Here is an 18,086-nt window from a genome sequence, read left to right as displayed (position 1 = left end):
CTTGCCGGACAGCCTAGTTTGAGGTCAGCGTTATAGCAGCGCCCGCCTCAGGCTCAAGCCGGGGACGCAAGCCCAGCAGAGGTGCCACGCGACCGATAAGTTCGGCAGCAACAGGCACTGCTGTCCAGCCTGCGGTGCGGCGTTTTTCGCCGTAAGCCACGATTGAAGGTTCATCCAGCGTGACGATCAGAACATATTTCGGATCGTAGGCCGGGAAGAGCGTTGCGAAAGTGGCGATGACCTTGTCTTCGTAATACCCGCCGCGTGGCTTGGGCTTGTCTGCCGTGCCGGTCTTGCCAGCCACGTCATACCCTTTCACCTCGCCAAAGCTGGCGGTGCCATCCGTCACCACTTTGCGCAGCATCTTCTGCGCCTGACGCGCGGTTCCCTGCGACATCACGCGGGGGCCATATTGTGGACCGTTCTGGCGCAGGATGGTCGGGCTGACATAGTGCCCGCCATTGGCAATCGCCGCATATCCCGCCGCCAGATGCATCGGGCTGGTTGACAGGCCATGGCCGTAGGAAATGGTCACAGTGCTCAACTCGCCCCATTTCTTTGGCTTCAGCGGCACACCGCCCGTGGCCTCGACAATCTCGAACGGGGTCGGGTCGAACATGCCGAGCGCATTCAGAAAATCCTGTTGGCGCTGCGCGCCGATCTGCAACGCCAGACGCCCGGTGCCACGGTTCGAGCTGTGGACGATCACATCCGCCACGCTGATCTTGCCGTAATTCTTGCCGTTGAACTCTCCGATCGGGAAGCGCCCGATCTTCATCGGGCCGGATGTATCGATGATGGTGTTCGAGTTTACCAGCCCAAGTTCAACCGCCTGCGCGGCGGTGAAAATCTTGAAGACCGAACCCAGTTCGTACACGCCCTGCACATAGCGGTTGAACAGCGGGCTGTCCGAGGGATCAAACCCCGAGGTCGGCGGGCGTGGGCGATCATTAGGATCGAATGAGGGTAGCGAGGCGGCGGACACAACCTCGCCCGTATGCGCATTCATCAGAACCGCCGATGCGCCCTTGGCGTTCATGATCTTCATACCGCCGTAGAGCACCTGTTCGACCGCGGCCTGAATGGTCAGGTCCAGCGACAGTTGCAGCGGCTTGTTGCCATTGGCTGGGTCGCGCAGATAGTCGTCAAACTGCTTTTCCACCCCGGCCACACCGATCACCTCGGCGGCGCTGACGCCCTCGCGGCCAAAACCGGAGCCGCCCAGGATGTGCGCGGCCAACTTGCCGTTGGGATAGAGGCGCATCTCGCGCGGGCCAAACAGGATGCCGGGATCACCGATGTCGTGCACGGCCTGTTTCTGTTCGGGCGAAATGCGTTTCTTGATCCACAGGAACTTGCGCTTGCCAGTGAAATCCTTGACCAGACGCTCTTTATCCAGATCGGGGAAGATCGCGACCAGCTGATCTGCTGCCGCAATCGGATCGATCATCAGTGGCGGCTGCGCGTAGACGGAATAGGTATCCAGATTGGTGGCCAGAATGCGCCCTTCGCGGTCGACGATATTGGCGCGTTGCATGGCAATCGCGGCCCCCGGCGCATTGGCCAGTGGTTCCTGCACCTCGGACGTTGCCAACATGCCCATGCGGACGCCAACCACCGAGAATGCGCAGAAGAAGAACAGCCCCAGCACCAGCAGACGCCCTTCGGCGCGGGCGCGGGCGCGGTCTTTCATGTCTTCGTGGCGCTTGCGAATGTTTTCACGCTCGATCGCCTTTGGGTTTTCGCCCCGGGCGCGGGCGTCAAGGATACGGGCCAGTGGACGAAGGGGCGTGCGTGTCATGGGATCTGCACCTCGCCCAATGCCTGAATGTCGGTGATGGCCTGCAATTCAATCGGGTCAACGATGGGCAGGTCCGGGTCTTCGGCAAAGGCAATCTGATCGGCGCGCCCGAACTGTTCGGCCCGCAGAGGCAGCAGACCAAGGCGTTCAAAATTCAGGTCCGCCAGTTCTCGCAGCCGGTCGGGGCGGTTCAAATAAGCCCATTCTGCGTTCAGGACCGCCAGCCGCACCTGCGCCATGCCGATCTCGCGTTGCAGGGATTGCGTTTCCTTCACCACCTGTTGGGTGCGATAATTCTCCTGATAGGCCCAAAGCGCCAATCCGAACACGGACAGAGCAGTCAACACATACAAAACACTCTTCATCTTGCCCTTCCCCCAAGTTGAGGCATTCCAATGGCGCGGGCCTCAATTTCCCCCGCCGGAGCATCGGTGCGGATCACGACACGCAGCTTGGCCGAGCGCGCGCGCGGGTTTTCCTGCAATTCCTGTTCGTCGGGTCCTACGGCCTTGCGGGTCTTCAGCGTGAATTGCGGCTGGTCCTGTTCCATCTCGGGCGCATAGCGGTTCGCACGCCCTGTTTTGCCCGCGCGCGACTGAAAGAACCGTTTGACCATCCGGTCTTCGATGGAATGGAAGGTGACAACGGCCAGCTGCCCACCGGGTTTCAGCGCACGTTCGGCGGCCATAAGGCCCTGAAACAGCTCTTCATATTCGGCATTCACCGCGATCCGCAGACCCTGAAAACTGCGCGTTGCGGGATGCGATTGCCCCGGTTTCGGGCGCGGCAGACAGGATTCGACAATCTCGGCCAGACGCAGGGTGGTTGTGATCGGCGCCTCGGTTCGCGCCCGGACAATCGCCTTGGCAATCCGGCGGCTGGCGCGTTCTTCGCCATAGTGGAACAGGATATCGGCCAGTTGCGCCTCGGTCGCTGTGTTTACCAGATCGGCGGCGCTTTCGCCTTGCTGGCTCATCCGCATATCCAGCGGACCGTCCTTCATGAAGGAAAACCCGCGCTCGGCCTGATCCAGCTGCATCGAGGACACGCCAAGATCCAGCACAACGCCATCCAGATCCTGCGCGTATTCGTCCATGCGCGAGAATACGCCGGGCTGCATCACCAGCCGGTCGCCGTAATCCTGCGCCCAATCTGCCGCCATTTCAAAGGCCAGCGGGTCACGGTCTACACCGATTACCTTGTCTGCCCCGGCCTCCAACAGCCCGCGCGTATAGCCGCCCGCGCCAAACGTGCCGTCCAGCCAGATGCCCGTGACCGGCGCAACCGCAGCCAGCAAGGGGCGCAGCAGAACGGGGATATGTGGTTTTTCAGATGAGGACGCAGCGCCGGCCATGCCGTTACGCATCCCCGGTGCCGTCTAGGAACTGCATCGGGTCAAAATCGTCCGGCAGATCATCCATCCATTCTTCGGTCTTGGCCAGTTCCTCGACCTCGTAGGTCTCGGGCTTCCAGATCTGAAAGGTGTCGCCTGCGGCGATAAAGAACGCCTCGCCTTCGAGGCCGATCTTGCTGCGCAGCTTGGCGGGCAGCACAAGACGCCCGGTTTCGTCCACGTTGGTCGGGAAGGACTGACCATGGAACATGCGCTGCAACATCCGCCGCTGCATCGAGCCGCGCGGCAGGGCATCGATCTTGGCATCAACCTCGTCAATCGCCTGCATGGTATAACATTCAAGGTATTTGCGGCGGTGGTCACCATAGACAATCACCAGTTCGGGGTTGTCACCGGGCTGCCAGTTGGGATCGGACGATTCAAGCACACGGCGAAACGAGGCCGGGATCGACACCCTGCCCTTCGTATCCACCTTGTGGTGGCTTTCACCTCTAAACCTGCGCGCCAAGACGACTGTCCCTTTCGCTTGCGCCCCACCTTGAATTCACGTTCCCCCCGGATGAAAAACGGCGGGTTGATCTGCTGCCACTGATCAACCCGCCGCATTGACCCGCTTTGCGGGATGTCCAGCTGCGCGCGCCACCTGGGGGGATGTCTGCTCGCCCGCGCGCCGGATCTCTTGGTTGATGAAAGCGAGATGCCTGTATGAAACCTGAATATTTTTGGTCGGGGTCGTTTGGTGCCCCTGCTGCCTCGTCCTCATCGGATGTATAAGGGATGACATGGGAATTCATGGAAATCAATAGGAATTTTGCGCAACGTGTCATGAGGAACACGGCCAGACTGGATTGTCACTGAAGGATTCGAGCTTCGTGACACCAGTTTTAGCGGGTGGCGAATAACACACCCCTATATATTGGAAAATTCATCGGTCGAAATTTTTCCCGCGATTTCCCAAGAATTTTGCCCGATTTTCTTTTGGACTGGAAATATTGGCCTCAAATGCACAATCCGCCCTTCGAATCGTTCAGAATTTCGGGTCGTTTTCCAGCAATCTCCCCCACGCGACCACATCGCCCCATGATTTCCCACGAGCGATTTACCCAAGCCTTGTCAACATCAGAACGGATATGTTTTGCCCATTTTCCCGCCGAGTGCGCTCAATTCAAAGGCAGGCCACCGGGAAGGGCCAGATGCCCCTGCCAAAGCTGACCTAGGGTCGACCCCATATTTTCAAGGCGCATCGCTGCGAAATGAAAAAACTGAGCCAATCTATGCATTTGCTGCATAGCAGCATTGATGTCGCGACCTATTGTGCAATTGCAGCATTTGCCTATCTTCAGTCTCAAGCAAGGGCCGGACGATACCGGCAAGACAAAAAGATACGGATGATGAGCATGGCAGTCGCAAGCACGCATACAGCAGTAAAGAACGCACCGGCGTTCGGTTTTGGCGCAGTTCTGGAAAACGCAAAGATCCGGTTCGTGCGCTATCGCATGTATCGCCAGACGGTCAATGAACTGTCCGCCCTGTCGAACCACGAGCTGGCCGATCTTGGCCTGCACCGCTCGATGATCCGCCGCGTTGCCCTGCAGGCGGCAAACGAACAAACCGCGCGGTAAGCGCGACACGCATACTGAGATCAGGCCCTTCCTCCTCCCTTAGGGTCTGTAATCAGCGGCAGCGTCTTCCTCCTCCCTGACGTTGCCGCACCTAATACCGGCCTCAACCCGCCGGACACGAATACATCGGGGCGTCCTCCTCCCTGCCTTGATGTTGAAAGCGCGCGGCGATGTCTTCCTCCTCCCTGACATCGCCGCGTCTTCCTCATACCGGATTCAAACCCGGGTTCGCATACATCAGGGCTCTCCTCCTCCCTGCTCTGATGTTGACAAGACGGCGGTTCCCTCTCCTCCTCCCTGGGAACCGCCGTTTTCTGTTTTTCGGACACTGGTGTAGGATGGCGTCCTGACATCTGATGCGGAGGACGCCATGGCCGCCTATTTCATTGCGCAGATCAACATTCACGACCCGGACGGATATCAGGGCTATCTGGCAGGTTTCATGCCGATCTTCGACCGCCACGGCGGTCGCCTGCTGACGGTCTCATCCAAACCGGTCGAACGGATTGAAGGCGATTGGCCCGAAGGCGGGATTGTGTTGATGGAGTTTCCGGATCTTGCAGCAGCGAAATCCTGGAAGGACGACCCGGATTACATCGAACTGGCGAAGATCCGAAAGGCCACCGCAACCACCAATCTGGTTCTGGTCGACGGGATATGACGCCTCAGAACGGGACGTCATCCTTGTTGGTCAGAAAACGCGAGACCACTTTCTTGATGCCCGCCTTGTCGAAATCGACCTCGACCTTGTCACCTTCTATCCCGATCACCGCGCCGTAGCCGAATTTCTGGTGAAACACCCGTTCGCCCAGCGTGAAACTGGCCAGTGCGGTGGCGTCGATCACCGTGTTGCGGCTTTCGCGGGGTTGCGACATGCCATATTGGCCCTGCCGCGCCTGCAACCGTCTCCAACCCGGCGAGTTATAGACGTTGGCTTCGGCCGCGCGGGTTTCTATGCCTGCCGTCTGATGACCGCCGCCATAAAGGCCCGGAGGTGTCAGCACCTCGACATGGTCTTCCGGCAACTCGTCAATGAAGCGCGAGGGCATCGAGTTCTGCCATTGCCCGAATACCCGCCGGTTGGCGGCGAAGGAAATCGTACAAACCTCTTCGGCACGGGTGATGCCGACATAGGCCAGACGGCGTTCTTCCTCGAGCCCCTTGAGGCCGGTTTCGTCCATCGACCGTTGCGAGGGGAACAGCCCGTCTTCCCACCCCGGCAGGAAGACGACGGGAAACTCCAGCCCCTTGGCCGCGTGCAGGGTCATGATCGAGACCTTGGCCCCGTCACCGTCCTGTTCATTATCCATGACTAGGCTGACATGTTCCAGAAACCCTTGCAGGTTTTCGAAATTGTCCAGTTGGTTGACCAGTTCCTTGAGGTTTTCCAGACGCCCCGGCGCTTCGGGGGTCTTGTCGTTCTGCCAATGGGCCGTGTAGCCGGATTCGTCGAGGATGATCTGGGCCAGCTCGATATGGGTATGCTCGGGCGCGCCATATCGGATCGGCGAAACCCCATCATCGATAACAGTGTCATCATCGACCTCAATCCGGGGACCGCGTGTCATCGCATTCCACCGGGCCAACCCGTCGATCAATTCGCGCAGCGCTTTGCCGCCCTTGCCCTTGATCAGCCCATTGTCGACTGCGATCCGGGCACCTTCGACCAGAGACACGCCGTTCTCGCGCGCCACAATCTGAATGGCCTGCTGCGCCTTGTCGCCCAATCCGCGTTTAGGCGTATTCACGATCCGCTCGAACGCCAGATCATCCTCGGGGCTGGTCACCAGCCGGAAATAGGCCATGGCATCGCGGATCTCCATCCGCTCGTAGAAACGCGGGCCGCCGATCACCTTGTAGGGCAGACCGATGGTCAGGAACCGGTCCTCGAACGCGCGCATCTGGTGCGAGGCGCGCACGAGAATCGCCATCTCATCAAGATTCATCGGACGGATACCGCGCGTCCCGCCCTGCATCGCGTCGATTTCCTCACCGATCCAGCGGGCCTCTTCCTCGCCATCCCAATGGCCGATCAGGTTGACCTTGTGGCCGTCTTTGGCATCGGTCCACAGCTCTTTACCCAAACGGCTTTCGTTGCCCCGAATGACGTTGGAAGCTGCTGCCAGAATATGTGGGGTCGAGCGGTAGTTTTGTTCCAGCCGCACCACGTAGGCACCGGGAAAGTCCTTTTCGAACCGCAGGATGTTGCCGACCTCGGCCCCGCGCCAGCCATAGATCGACTGGTCGTCATCGCCCACGCAGCAGATGTTCTTGTGCCCCCCGGCCAGCAGGCGCAACCACAGGTACTGGGCAACGTTGGTATCCTGATACTCATCCACAAGGATGTAGCGGAACCAGCGCTGGTATTGTTCCAGAACATCCGGATGGGTCTGAAAAATCGTGACCATGTGCAACAGCAGGTCGCCGAAATCCACCGCATTCAGCTCGCGCAGGCGAGTCTGGTATTGGGCGTAAAGTTCAATGCCCTTGTTGTTATAGGTCCCGGCATCCGCCACAGGCACCTTGTCGGGCGTCAGCGCACGGTTTTTCCAGTCGTCGATGATCCCCGCCAGCATCCGCGCCGGCCAGCGTTTGTCATCGATATTGGCGGCCCGAACCAATTGCTTGAGCAGGCGCAGCTGGTCGTCGCTGTCCAGAATTGTGAAGTTCGATTTCAGATCGACCAGCTCCGCGTGGCGGCGGAGCAGTTTGACGCAAATGGAATGGAAGGTGCCCAGCCATGGCATTCCTTCGGCGGGCTGGCCCAGCAAGCGGCCTACTCGTTCTTTCATCTCGCGCGCGGCCTTGTTGGTGAAGGTCACCGACAGAATCTCGTTCGGGCACGCGCGCGCCGTGTTGAGCAGATGCGCAATCCGGGCCGTCAGCGCCTTGGTCTTGCCGGTCCCCGCCCCGGCCAGCATCAGAACCGGGCCATCCAGACGTTCGACTGCGTCACGTTGCGCCGGGTTCAGATCATCCAGATAGGGCGAAGGGCGCACGGCCATAGCCCGCGCCGACAGGGATGCGCCTTCGAAGGCGTCCATTTCGTCAAAACTGCTCATGACCCCAAACTACGCCGGATGAACGCCGAGGGAAAGAGTTTGTTCACGGCTTGTTCGCAAGGATTTTTCACGTCTTTTTGCATTCAATTCTAAACAAAGATGCCGCTGCCCTGTGGGACTGTTAACCCTCTGTCAAGTCCTGCCCCGGATGCTGGTTCCATTGCTGTGGGAGTGGAACAGATGGAAGCGAAGGAACTGACGGGCGGGTCGTCACGGCTGAAACTTGTGGGCGTTACCCTAATTCTGATCGCGCTGACAGCGGCAGCGGGATGGGGCATCTACGCGGCCCCTGCCCCGGTTGTGGACCGCATGTTGGAATCGGATTTGCGAAAAAACGCCATGCAGCTAAGCCGTCAGGTCGAAAGCCATCTGAACGATCTGGATGCAACGTTTCGGCACCATGAACTGCACGAGCATGACGCGGAATTCCTGATGCTGCTGCCCGAAACCTCGGACATCTACCGGTTCAAGCTGTTTGATGCGTCCGGTCGGGTGTTCTGGTCGACCCGGGCCAGTGATGTCGGGGCCGTGAACACAAAACATTACTTCCATTCAGTCGTCGCCGCCGGAAGGGTTTTTTACAACCACGAGGAAAAACCCGCGGCAGAGGTTGAGTCGATTGACAATGACCCCGCCGGACATGCGGGCCCAATCACCCGACATGTGGCCGAAGTTTATACACCGATCATCAAAGACGGCGTTTTCCTTGGCGCTATCGAGTTTTATTCGGACATCACCAATCTCAGAACCCTGTTCATCACGCGCGTGCGTCTGTCGCTGGCGTTGCTGAGCAGCGTCGCGTTGCTGGCGCTGGCCACGGTCATCCTGATTGTCCACCGCACCAACCGCCGTCAGATGCGTGATCTACACAAGCGCGCCGTGAAAGAACGCGAACTGATGGGAGAGCAGCTTCGCCTGGCGCGTGAGGTACGCCTGCTGGGCGAGTTGAACGAGTGGCTGCAATCAAGCCGCTCACTGGATGAGCTTTTCGACATGGTCGCGCGCTTTATGACCCATATCCTGCCCGAGGCCGAGGGGAGCGTGTACGTCTATTCCAACTCGCGCGATGTGCTGGACGGGTGTGCCAGCTGGAACGGGGGAACGCATAAATCTCATATCCATCCGGAAGGATGCTGGGGTTTGAGGCGCGGCCGGACTTATGAGTTCGGTGCCTCTGAGATCGATTTTGTCTGCGAACATGCCGAACCGCATGACGGGCGGCCCTATTTCTGTTTTCCCATTCTGGCCCACGGGGAAACCGTTGGTCTGTTGCATCTCCGCGCGGCTGAGGGGCGAGAGGCCTGTTTCCATAAAAGCCGCAAGCTGGCGCAGCTGTGCGCCGAACAGATCAGCATGGCAATCGCCAATGTCCGTATGCGCGATCAGCTGCATGACCAATCGGTGCGCGACCCGCTGACCGGGCTGTTCAACCGCCGCCACATGACTGAGACATTGCGCAAGGCCATCAGCCGCAGCCAGCAGACCGGCGCCGCGCTGAGCCTGATTGCCGTGGACGTCGATCACTTCAAGAAATTCAACGACACGCATGGTCATGACGCCGGAGACATGGTGTTGCGCGCGGTCGGCGCGGCGCTGGAACAGGGCTGCGACCGGGACGAGATCGCCTGCCGCATCGGCGGTGAGGAATTCATGCTGATCCTGCCCGACAACAGCCCCGAAGATGCCATGACCCGGGCCGAGCAGTTGCGCCAGTCGGTCGAGGCGGTCATTGTCCGCTATGGCGAAAAGGCCCTGCCCCGTATCACAATCTCGGTCGGGGTCGCGCATTACCCCGCCCACGGCACCATGCCGCAGGATCTGATGCGAGCCGCGGATGATGCGCTGTATGTCGCCAAGGACAAGGGGCGCAATCAGGTTCACGTCGCCGCCGGGGCGCTGGAGCAGGCCAGGCGCGTTCCCGCAACGGGTAAACGCCCATCGCCGGAAGCCGCTTGAAAACCTTGCCGAATCGCCCCGCAGGCCGGATCAATCCTTATGGACCTGCACAGCACCTATCCCGGCATTCCCGATCTGAAACGCCGCGCACGCCGTCGGCTGCCGCACTTCGTGTGGGAATATATCGACAGTGGCACCGGGATTGAAACGACGCGGCATCGCAATCGAAAGGCGCTGGATGATGTCCGTCTGAGCCCCTCGATCCTGCATGGGGACCTTGAATTCGATACGTCGGTGAAAATCTTGGGCGGCACCTGTCCTTTGCCCTTCGGTATTGCGCCGATCGGGATGTCCGGGCTTGTCTGGCCTGATGCAGAGCGACTGCTGGCGCAGGCCGCCGCCAAGGCAGGCATTCCCTATTCGCTATCGACGGTGGCCAGTCAGAGCCCCGAAGACCTGGCCCCCTATCTGGGCGAGACCGCGTGGTTCCAGCTGTATCCGCCAAGGGACCCAGAAATTCGCATGGACATGCTGAACCGGGCGCGCGGGGCGGGATTTCGAACTCTGGTTCTGACCGCTGACGTCCCTGTCGCCTCGCGTAGGGAACGGCAGACGCGCTCGGGCCTGCGGCAGCCGCCGAAACTGACACCGCGCCTGCTGGCACAGATCGCCAAAAAACCTGCATGGGCCCTGGGTATGCTGCGCAGCGGCGTTCCGCACATGCGCACACTGGACAAGTATATCGATGACCCTGGTGATCTGCCGCCGACGGCCCATGTCGGATACCTGCTGCGGACCTCGCCGGATCTGGATTACGTCAAATGGCTGCGCGATCATTGGGATGGGACGTTCGTCGTGAAAGGCATCCTGCGCCCCGAGGACACGGACAGGCTGGAACAGGTGGGTGTGGACGCCCTGTGGGTGTCGAATCACGGGGGCCGACAGTTCGACGCGGCCCCGGCCAGCATCGAGGTTCTTCCCGCAATCCGGAGCACAACCCGCCTGCCGCTGATCTTCGACAGCGGTGTCGAAGGCGGGCTGGATATCCTGCGTGCGCTGTCGCTGGGCGCGGACTTTGTCATGCTGGGGCGTGCATTTCTGTACGGTCTTGCGGCACTTGGCGCTAAAGGCCCGGCGCATGTGATCGATATCCTGAGGCAGGATCTGCTCGCAAATATGGGCCAGATGGGACTGGCCGATCTGTGTCAGTTTGAGACGAAACGCTAAATTATTGATGCTGCAACGCGGCATCCCTATAAGTGTGCCGAGGCCAAAGGGCGTTTGCGAGCGATAACATGCCGGTTCTACCCAGAAGAACGGATGTACCTGTGCGTATTCTCCGCCCAATAAGACGCCCAAACACCAAAGACCGGGACCTGATATGACAGACTTCAACAAGATCCTGATCGCCAATCGCGGCGAGATTGCCATCCGCGTCATGCGCGCAGCAAACGAGATGGGCAAACGCACCGTCGCTGTTTACGCTGAAGAAGACAAACTGGGCCTGCACCGGTTCAAGGCGGATGAGGCCTATCAGATTGGCGAGGGCATGGGTCCGGTCGCGGCGTATCTGTCGATTGACGAGATCATCCGCGTGGCCAAGCATTGCGGCGCGGATGCGATCCATCCGGGCTATGGCCTGCTGTCCGAAAACCCCGATTTCGTGGATGCCTGTGTCAAGAACGGCATCACCTTCATCGGCCCCCGGGCCGAGACCATGCGCGCATTGGGTGACAAGGCCAGCGCGCGGCGCGTGGCCATCGCGGCCGGTGTGCCTGTCATTCCGGCCACCGAGGTCCTGGGTGATGACATGGACGCGATCCGCAAGGAGGCCGCCGAGATCGGATACCCGCTGATGCTCAAGGCGTCCTGGGGTGGCGGCGGACGCGGGATGCGCCCGATCCAGTCGGAGGATGAGCTGGAAGAAAAGGTTCTGGAAGGCCGCCGCGAGGCTGAGGCCGCCTTTGGCAATGGCGAGGGTTATCTGGAAAAGATGATCACCCGTGCCCGCCATGTCGAGGTGCAGATCCTGGGCGACAAGCATGGTGAGATCTATCACCTTTATGAACGCGACTGTTCGGTCCAGCGCCGGAACCAGAAGGTCGTCGAACGCGCCCCTGCCCCTTACCTGAGCGAAGAACAGCGCGCCGAGATTTGCGAACTGGGCCGTAAGATCTGCGCCCATGTGAATTACGAATGCGCAGGCACTGTCGAGTTCCTAATGGATATGGAGACCGGCAAATTCTACTTCATCGAGGTGAATCCCCGGGTCCAGGTCGAACACACGGTCACCGAAGAAGTCACCGGGATCGACATCGTTCAGGCGCAGATCCTGATTGCCGAGGGCAAAACGCTGGCCGAGGCCACCGGCGCCGCCAGTCAAGCCGATGTGCATCTGAACGGTCACGCGCTGCAAACTCGGATCACCACAGAAGACCCGCAGAACAATTTCATCCCCGACTATGGCCGGATCACCGCTTATCGCTCGGCCACGGGCATGGGCATTCGTCTGGATGGCGGCACGGCCTATGCGGGCGGTGTCATTACGCGGTACTACGACTCGCTGCTGACAAAGGTCACCGCCTGGGCGCCGACGCCCGAGAAGGCGATCAGCCGGATGGACCGCGCCCTGCGCGAGTTCCGTATTCGCGGCGTCAGCACCAATATCGATTTCGTCATCAACCTGCTGAAGCACCCGACCTTCCTGTCGAATGAATACACCACCAAATTCATCGACACGACGCCGGATCTGTTTGCCTTCAAGCGCCGCCGCGACCGGGGCACCAAGGTTCTGACCTATATCGCCGATATCACGGTGAATGGTCATCCCGAAACCAAGGACCGCCCCGAGCCGCGCGCCGACCTGAAAGTCGCCAAGCCCCCCGCGCAGAAGGCCGAGCCGCGGATGGGCACGCGCAACCTGCTGGAGCAGAAAGGCCCGCAGGCCGTGGCGGACTGGATGAAAGCGCAGCGGCAGCTGCTGATCACCGACACCACCATGCGCGACGGGCACCAGTCGCTGTTGGCGACCCGGATGCGGTCGATCGACATGATCAAGGTGGCGCCAACCTATGCCGCGAACCTGCCGCAGCTGTTCTCGGTCGAGTGCTGGGGCGGTGCGACGTTCGACGTGGCCTACCGGTTCCTGCAGGAATGCCCATGGCAGCGTCTGCGCGACCTGCGCGAGGCAATGCCGAACCTGATGACACAGATGCTGCTGCGGGGCGCAAACGGGGTTGGTTACACCAATTATCCCGACAACGTGGTGCAGGAGTTCGTGCGCCAGGCATCGAAGAACATCGACGTCTTCCGCGTCTTCGACTCGCTGAACTGGGTAGAGAACATGCGCGTTGCGATGGATGCTGTAATCAACAGCGGCAAGATCTGCGAGGGTACCGTTTGTTACACTGGCGATATTCTGGACCCTGACCGCGCCAAATATAACCTGAAATACTATGTCGGAATGGCCAAAGAGTTGCGCGACGCAGGCGCGCATGTTCTGGGTCTGAAGGATATGGCGGGCCTGTTGAAACCTGCCTCGGCCAAGATTCTGATCCGGGCGCTGAAGGAAGAGGTTGGACTGCCGATCCACTTCCACACCCATGACACGGCCGGTATCGCCAGCGCGACCATCCTTGCCGCCTCTGAGGCGGGAGTGGACGCGGTGGATTGCGCGATGGACAGCTTCAGTGGCAACACGTCCCAGGCAACGCTGGGCACTGTGGTCGAGGCGCTGCGCCATACCGACCGTGACACCGGGTTGGACATCAAGGCGATCCGCGAGATCAGCGATTACTTCGAGGCTGTGCGTGGCCAATATGCGGCCTTCGAATCAAGCCTGCAGGCCCCGGCGTCCGAAGTGTATCTGCACGAAATGCCGGGTGGTCAGTTCACCAACCTCAAGGCACAGGCACGCAGCCTGGGTCTGGAAGAGCGCTGGCACGAGGTCGCGCAGATGTACGCCGATGTGAACCAGATGTTCGGTGATATCGTAAAGGTAACGCCCTCGTCGAAGGTTGTTGGTGACATGGCGCTGATGATGGTCAGTCAGGGCCTGACCCGCGAGCAGGTCGAGGATCCGGCGACAGATGTGGCCTTCCCCGACTCGGTCGTCGACATGATGCGCGGCAATCTGGGTCAGCCTCCGGGCGGCTTCCCGAACACCATCATCAAGAAGGTGCTGAAAGACGAGGCCCCCAACACGCAGCGCCCCGGCAAGGACGTGCCTGCCGTCGATCTTGAGGCCACCCGCGCCGAGCTGTCCAAGCAGTTGGAAGGCAAAGAGGTCGATGACGAGGATCTGAACGGGTACCTGATGTATCCCAAGGTGTTTCTGGATTACATGGGCCGTCACCGGATTTACGGCCCGGTCCGCACCCTGCCCACGCGCACCTTCTTCTACGGTATGGAGCCCGGCGAAGAGATCACGGCCGAAATCGACCCCGGCAAGACGCTGGAAATCCGGTGTCAGGCCATCGGCGAGACGGACGAAAAAGGCGAGGTCAAAGTGTTCTTTGAGCTCAACGGCCAGCCGCGTGTGATCCGGGTGCCGAACCGGATGGTCACATCAACCACTCAGGCGCGCCCCAAGGCCGAGGTCGGCAACCCCGATCATGTCGGTGCGCCGATGCCCGGTGTTGTGGCCACAGTCACTGTGACCGCGGGCCAGCAGGTCAAGGAAGGCGATATGCTGCTGACCATCGAGGCGATGAAGATGGAAACCGGCATCCACGCCGAACGCGACGCGACCGTCAAAGCGGTGCATATCCAGCCCGGCGGCCAGATTGACGCAAAGGACCTTCTGATCGAACTGGAATAAGTCGGAAAACAACCTAATGTTCATCAGGCCGTGTGGGAGACCGCACGGCCTTTTTCTATGATTGAGCGGAGACCCATTATGCTTGCAATCACCCCGATCTATGCGGCCTTGGTCGCACTTCTCTACGTCACACTCAGCGTCAAAGTGATCCTGCAACGGCGCAGCGACAGAATCTCGGTCGGGGATGGTGGCAGCAAGCTGATGATCAAGGCGATACGGACACACTCGAACTGCGCCGAATACGCCCCGATTTCCCTGCTGCTGATTGCTATGGTCGAGTTGCAGGGCGCGGCCGGGGTTTTGGTCCATCTGCTGGGGCTGATGTTGCTGGCGGGGCGTCTTTTGCATGCGTACGGATTTGGACGGACGCCACAGATCGTCATCCTGCGGCAGGCCGGCATGAGCCTGACCTTCCTCGCCATTCTGGGTGCGGCTTTTGCAAACTTGATTCTGGCGCTTTAGGCAATCTGGCGGGTGTTACCCTGCCAGAACGGTTGTTTCGATCTGCGGTGCGCCCAGCAGAACCGGTGTGAACCGGTCATGTTCATGCCGATCCGGTTTCAGGATGGCAGCGCCGATCAGAATCATCGCGGCAAGCATCACGATCTTCAGGTCTGCAACGGATATCATGACGGCACCTCCTGCCTGTGTTTTGTTGATTTGAGTTACGGGTTGAACGGGTCACGGGCCGGATTCCGTCGAAAAGATTTTTCCCGCTTTTTGTGTTTTTCCGCTTGCAGCCCCGCGTGGGAATTTATACATCCCTCCTCACTCAACGGCGCGGGCGTAGCTCAGGGGTAGAGCATAACCTTGCCAAGGTTAGGGTCGGGCGTTCGAATCGCCTCGCCCGCTCCATTGAGGGGTCTTCGGACCACATATGTATCTGATGCGGGCGTAGCTCAGGGGTAGAGCATAACCTTGCCAAGGTTAGGGTCGGGCGTTCGAATCGCCTCGCCCGCTCCAGATACCAAGTTTTCCCAAACATATGGTTCTTTCGTTGGCATTGCGCCATTGTGGCTATGGTTTCAATCACGCACGGGAAATGCTTATGTCCGACTATGTCATTCGCCCCCTGACTGCGGATGAAATGCAGACCGCTGTCGACTGGGCAGGCCAAGAGGGCTGGAACCCCGGCCACCACGACGCCGCCTGTTTCTACGGCACCGACCCCAACGGGTTTCTGGGCGGGTTTCTGGACGATGAGATGATCGCATCAGTGTCTGTGGTGGACTATGGTGATGCGTTTTCGTTTCTGGGATTTTACATTGTACGTCCGGAATTTCGGGGGTCGGGTTACGGGCTGAAAATCTGGCATCAGGCTTTGGCGCAACGAACCGGGCGCAATATCGGGCTCGACGGGGTCGTTGATCAGCAACACAATTACCGCAAGTCTGGTTTCACCTTTGCCTATAACAATTACCGCTTCACCGGCACTGTCAGAGGCATTCTCGACACTCTAGGGCAGAGCGATGACGCATCAATCAGCCCGCTCAGTCAGCCATCGCCGGAGCTGTTCGCCTATGACCGGCAACTCTTCCCTGCGCAGCGCGACGCGTTTCTAACAGGTTGGCTGAGTGCGCCGAATCATATCTCACGGGTGTGTACAGTGGAGGAGCAGATCAGGGGATATGCCACCTTGAGACCGTGTAAGACAGGGTACAAGATCGGGCCGCTTTTCGCAGATGACGCCGGTGTCGCACGGGGCCTGCTTGCCAGTCTTTTGACTGCCGTATCAGCAACAGCCAGCGACCAAGCGGTTTTCATCGACATGCCACAGCCCAACGCGGCTGCTTTTGCTTTGGCGGATGCGCTGGGTCTTACGAAAGTGTTCGAAACCGCCCGGATGTATTCCGGCGATCAGCCGGATATCGACCTGTCCCGCATCTATGGCGTGACCACCTTTGAACTGGGTTAAAACGCCTTGAACGTCATCGTCGTCAGCGAGCGTTCGATATTGGGAATCACCAGCAGGTGTTCGTTGATGAAATGGCCCACATCCTCGGTTTCGGGGATGTAGAGCTTGAGCATCAGATCAAACTCACCGCTGGTAGAATAAAGCTCTGAGTGTATTTCGCGCAGGGCGATTTCCTCGGCGACCTTGTAGGTGGTGCCGGGTTTGCAGCGGATCTGGATGAATACGCAGGTGGACATGGCTTGGCCCTGTTGGTTCATGTTGTCTGCAAGCTGACATGGTGCCGGGCCGGGTGCAATCCCTTGCAACAGTTTGCAGCGATTGCAACGCATGGTCTGGATCAACCCACCCCACCCCGTCTATAAGCGCGCCTGTAGCAAAAGGAATTTGCCCATGCGCACCGCTTCGATCAGCCGCAAGACTGCCGAAACCGAAATTTCGGTCTCGGTCAATCTGGATGGCACCGGTACATATGACAATCAGACCGGCGTCGGGTTCTTTGACCATATGCTGGACCAGCTGGCGCGCCACTCGTTGATCGATATGACAATCCGCGCCAAGGGCGACTATCACATCGACGATCACCACACGGTCGAGGATACCGGCATCGCGCTGGGTCAGGCTTTGACACAGGCCCTGGGCGACAAGAAGGGTATCCGGCGCTATGGCGAATGCCATCTGCCGATGGATGACGCGCAAGTGCGCTGTGCGCTGGACCTGTCGGGCCGCCCGTTCCTGATCTGGAATGTCGATCTGCCGACGCAAAAGATCGGTACGTTCGACACAGAACTGGTGCGCGAGTTTTTTCAGGCGCTCAGCACCCATGGCGGCATCACCCTGCATATCGACCAGTTGCACGGCTTCAACAGTCACCACATCGCCGAGGCCGCGTTCAAGGCCGTTGCACGCGCGTTGAGGGATGCGGTTGAGACCGATCCGCGCAAAGCGGATGCGATTCCGTCGACCAAGGGCGCGTTGTAAATGCTCACAGCCATAATTGATTACGAAAGCGGCAATCTGCATTCAGCGGAAAAGGCGTTTCAGCGCATGGCGCAAGAGGTCGGCGCTGGTGACGTTGTCGTCACCTCTGACGCGGATGTGGTTGCGCGTGCGGACCGACTGGTTCTGCCCGGAGATGGCGCTTTCCCGGCCTGTGCCGCCGAGCTGCGCGGCCACAAGGGTATTTATGACGCGATGGTCGAAGCGGTCGAACAGAAGGGCCGCCCGTTTCTGGGCATCTGCGTTGGCATGCAACTGATGGCAACCAAAGGCCATGAATACACCGAGACCGATGGTCTGGGCTGGGTGGCAGGCGATGTTGTTCGAATCGAACCGTCAGATGCCGCTTTGAAAGTGCCGCATATGGGCTGGAACGATCTGGTTCTGGAAAGCGATCACCCGATCTTTGCCGGGGTGAAATCAGGCGATCACACCTATTTCGTCCATTCCTACCATTTTCGCGTGTCCGACCCGGCGCAGCGATTGGCTTATGTGGAATACGGGCAGGACGTCACGGCCGTGATTGGCCGCGACACGATGGTTGGGATGCAGTTTCACCCCGAAAAAAGCCAGGATGTTGGCCTGCGTATGCTGGGCAACTTCCTGACCTGGAAGCCCTGA

16 protein-coding genes and 2 tRNA genes are annotated in these 18,086 nt (G+C 59.6%); 11 read left to right on the top strand and 7 right to left on the bottom strand.

Annotated elements, in window-relative coordinates; translation table 11 throughout:
- Positions 1-13: 13 nt before the first annotated feature.
- The 4 genes from ACR0J7_RS04940 to mraZ are packed head-to-tail and all read right to left on the bottom strand — an operon-like array spanning position 14 to position 3,627.
- Positions 14-1,801, bottom strand: a complete 1,788-nt coding sequence (locus ACR0J7_RS04940) for a peptidoglycan D,D-transpeptidase FtsI family protein (RefSeq protein ID WP_480537414.1) — start codon at positions 1,799-1,801, stop codon at positions 14-16.
- Positions 1,798-2,166 carry a cell division protein FtsL gene (gene ftsL / locus ACR0J7_RS04935; RefSeq protein WP_209504535.1) on the bottom strand — a complete coding sequence of 123 codons (369 nt, stop codon included), beginning with the start codon at positions 2,164-2,166 and terminating at the stop codon, positions 1,798-1,800. Before ftsL ends, ACR0J7_RS04940 begins: the two co-directional genes overlap by 4 nt.
- Entirely contained in the window at positions 2,163-3,155 is a 993-nt protein-coding gene (rsmH, locus tag ACR0J7_RS04930) for a 16S rRNA (cytosine(1402)-N(4))-methyltransferase RsmH (RefSeq protein ID WP_480913536.1), read from the bottom strand. Before rsmH ends, ftsL begins: the two co-directional genes overlap by 4 nt.
- Positions 3,156-3,159: 4 nt before the next feature.
- A complete protein-coding gene (gene mraZ, locus ACR0J7_RS04925; protein ID WP_480773186.1) occupies positions 3,160-3,627 on the bottom strand; it encodes a division/cell wall cluster transcriptional repressor MraZ in 468 nt (155 codons plus the stop codon).
- A gap of 925 nt (positions 3,628-4,552) precedes the next feature.
- Between mraZ and ACR0J7_RS04920 the strand changes: the two genes are divergently transcribed.
- The gene (locus ACR0J7_RS04920; protein ID WP_480773185.1) at positions 4,553-4,777 is read left to right on the top strand and encodes a DUF1127 domain-containing protein; all 225 of its coding nucleotides are present in this window, start codon (positions 4,553-4,555) and stop codon (positions 4,775-4,777) included.
- A gap of 370 nt (positions 4,778-5,147) precedes the next feature.
- Positions 5,148-5,438 (top strand): DUF1330 domain-containing protein, encoded by a 291-nt coding sequence (locus tag ACR0J7_RS04915; protein WP_267363318.1) that lies wholly within the window; start codon positions 5,148-5,150, stop codon positions 5,436-5,438.
- 4 nt (positions 5,439-5,442) lie between these two features.
- On the opposite strand, the gene ACR0J7_RS04910 is transcribed toward ACR0J7_RS04915, so the two are convergent.
- Entirely contained in the window at positions 5,443-7,839 is a 2,397-nt protein-coding gene (locus tag ACR0J7_RS04910) for an ATP-dependent helicase (RefSeq protein WP_480913450.1), read from the bottom strand.
- A gap of 180 nt (positions 7,840-8,019) precedes the next feature.
- Between ACR0J7_RS04910 and ACR0J7_RS04905 the strand changes: the two genes are divergently transcribed.
- The 4 genes from ACR0J7_RS04905 (at position 8,020) to ACR0J7_RS04890 (ending at position 15,016) form a co-directional block, all read left to right on the top strand.
- Positions 8,020-9,795, top strand: a complete 1,776-nt coding sequence (locus ACR0J7_RS04905; protein WP_480910029.1) for a sensor domain-containing diguanylate cyclase — start codon at positions 8,020-8,022, stop codon at positions 9,793-9,795.
- Positions 9,796-9,834: 39 nt separating this feature from the next.
- Positions 9,835-10,962, top strand: a complete 1,128-nt coding sequence (locus ACR0J7_RS04900) for an alpha-hydroxy acid oxidase (RefSeq protein ID WP_480913448.1) — start codon at positions 9,835-9,837, stop codon at positions 10,960-10,962.
- A gap of 154 nt (positions 10,963-11,116) precedes the next feature.
- Entirely contained in the window at positions 11,117-14,554 is a 3,438-nt protein-coding gene (locus tag ACR0J7_RS04895) for a pyruvate carboxylase (protein ID WP_480913447.1), read from the top strand.
- Positions 14,555-14,632: 78 nt separating this feature from the next.
- Complete coding sequence (locus tag ACR0J7_RS04890; RefSeq protein WP_480773180.1) at positions 14,633-15,016, top strand: MAPEG family protein; 384 nt, start codon at positions 14,633-14,635, stop codon at positions 15,014-15,016.
- Positions 15,017-15,031: 15 nt separating this feature from the next.
- Here ACR0J7_RS04890 and ACR0J7_RS04885 read toward each other — a convergent pair whose 3' ends face one another.
- Positions 15,032-15,184 (bottom strand): hypothetical protein, encoded by a 153-nt coding sequence (locus tag ACR0J7_RS04885; protein WP_209597812.1) that lies wholly within the window; start codon positions 15,182-15,184, stop codon positions 15,032-15,034.
- 150 nt (positions 15,185-15,334) lie between these two features.
- Here ACR0J7_RS04885 and ACR0J7_RS04880 point away from each other — a divergent pair.
- The 3 genes from ACR0J7_RS04880 (at position 15,335) to ACR0J7_RS04870 (ending at position 16,469) form a co-directional block, all read left to right on the top strand.
- Positions 15,335-15,409: transfer RNA gene (locus ACR0J7_RS04880), tRNA-Gly, on the top strand.
- A 33-nt stretch (positions 15,410-15,442) separates the two neighbouring features.
- Positions 15,443-15,517 (top strand) — tRNA-Gly (locus ACR0J7_RS04875).
- A 22-nt stretch (positions 15,518-15,539) separates the two neighbouring features.
- Positions 15,540-16,469, top strand: coding sequence for a GNAT family N-acetyltransferase (locus tag ACR0J7_RS04870; protein WP_480528528.1), 930 nt, complete (start codon positions 15,540-15,542; stop codon positions 16,467-16,469).
- On the opposite strand, the gene ACR0J7_RS04865 is transcribed toward ACR0J7_RS04870, so the two are convergent.
- A complete protein-coding gene (locus ACR0J7_RS04865) occupies positions 16,466-16,705 on the bottom strand; it encodes an Lrp/AsnC family transcriptional regulator (RefSeq protein WP_480482339.1) in 240 nt (79 codons plus the stop codon). The genes ACR0J7_RS04870 and ACR0J7_RS04865 overlap by 4 nt on opposite strands.
- A 154-nt stretch (positions 16,706-16,859) precedes the next feature.
- Here ACR0J7_RS04865 and hisB point away from each other — a divergent pair, with 154 nt between their 5' ends.
- Together hisB and hisH are read left to right on the top strand one after the other, a co-directional pair.
- Positions 16,860-17,447 (top strand): imidazoleglycerol-phosphate dehydratase HisB, encoded by a 588-nt coding sequence (hisB, locus tag ACR0J7_RS04860; protein WP_480481897.1) that lies wholly within the window; start codon positions 16,860-16,862, stop codon positions 17,445-17,447.
- Entirely contained in the window at positions 17,448-18,086 is a 639-nt protein-coding gene (hisH, locus tag ACR0J7_RS04855) for an imidazole glycerol phosphate synthase subunit HisH (RefSeq protein WP_480537406.1), read from the top strand.

The sequence above is a fragment of the Ruegeria sp. O4 genome, from assembly GCF_056535125.1.
This window is presented reverse-complemented; position numbering and strand designations above follow the sequence as displayed.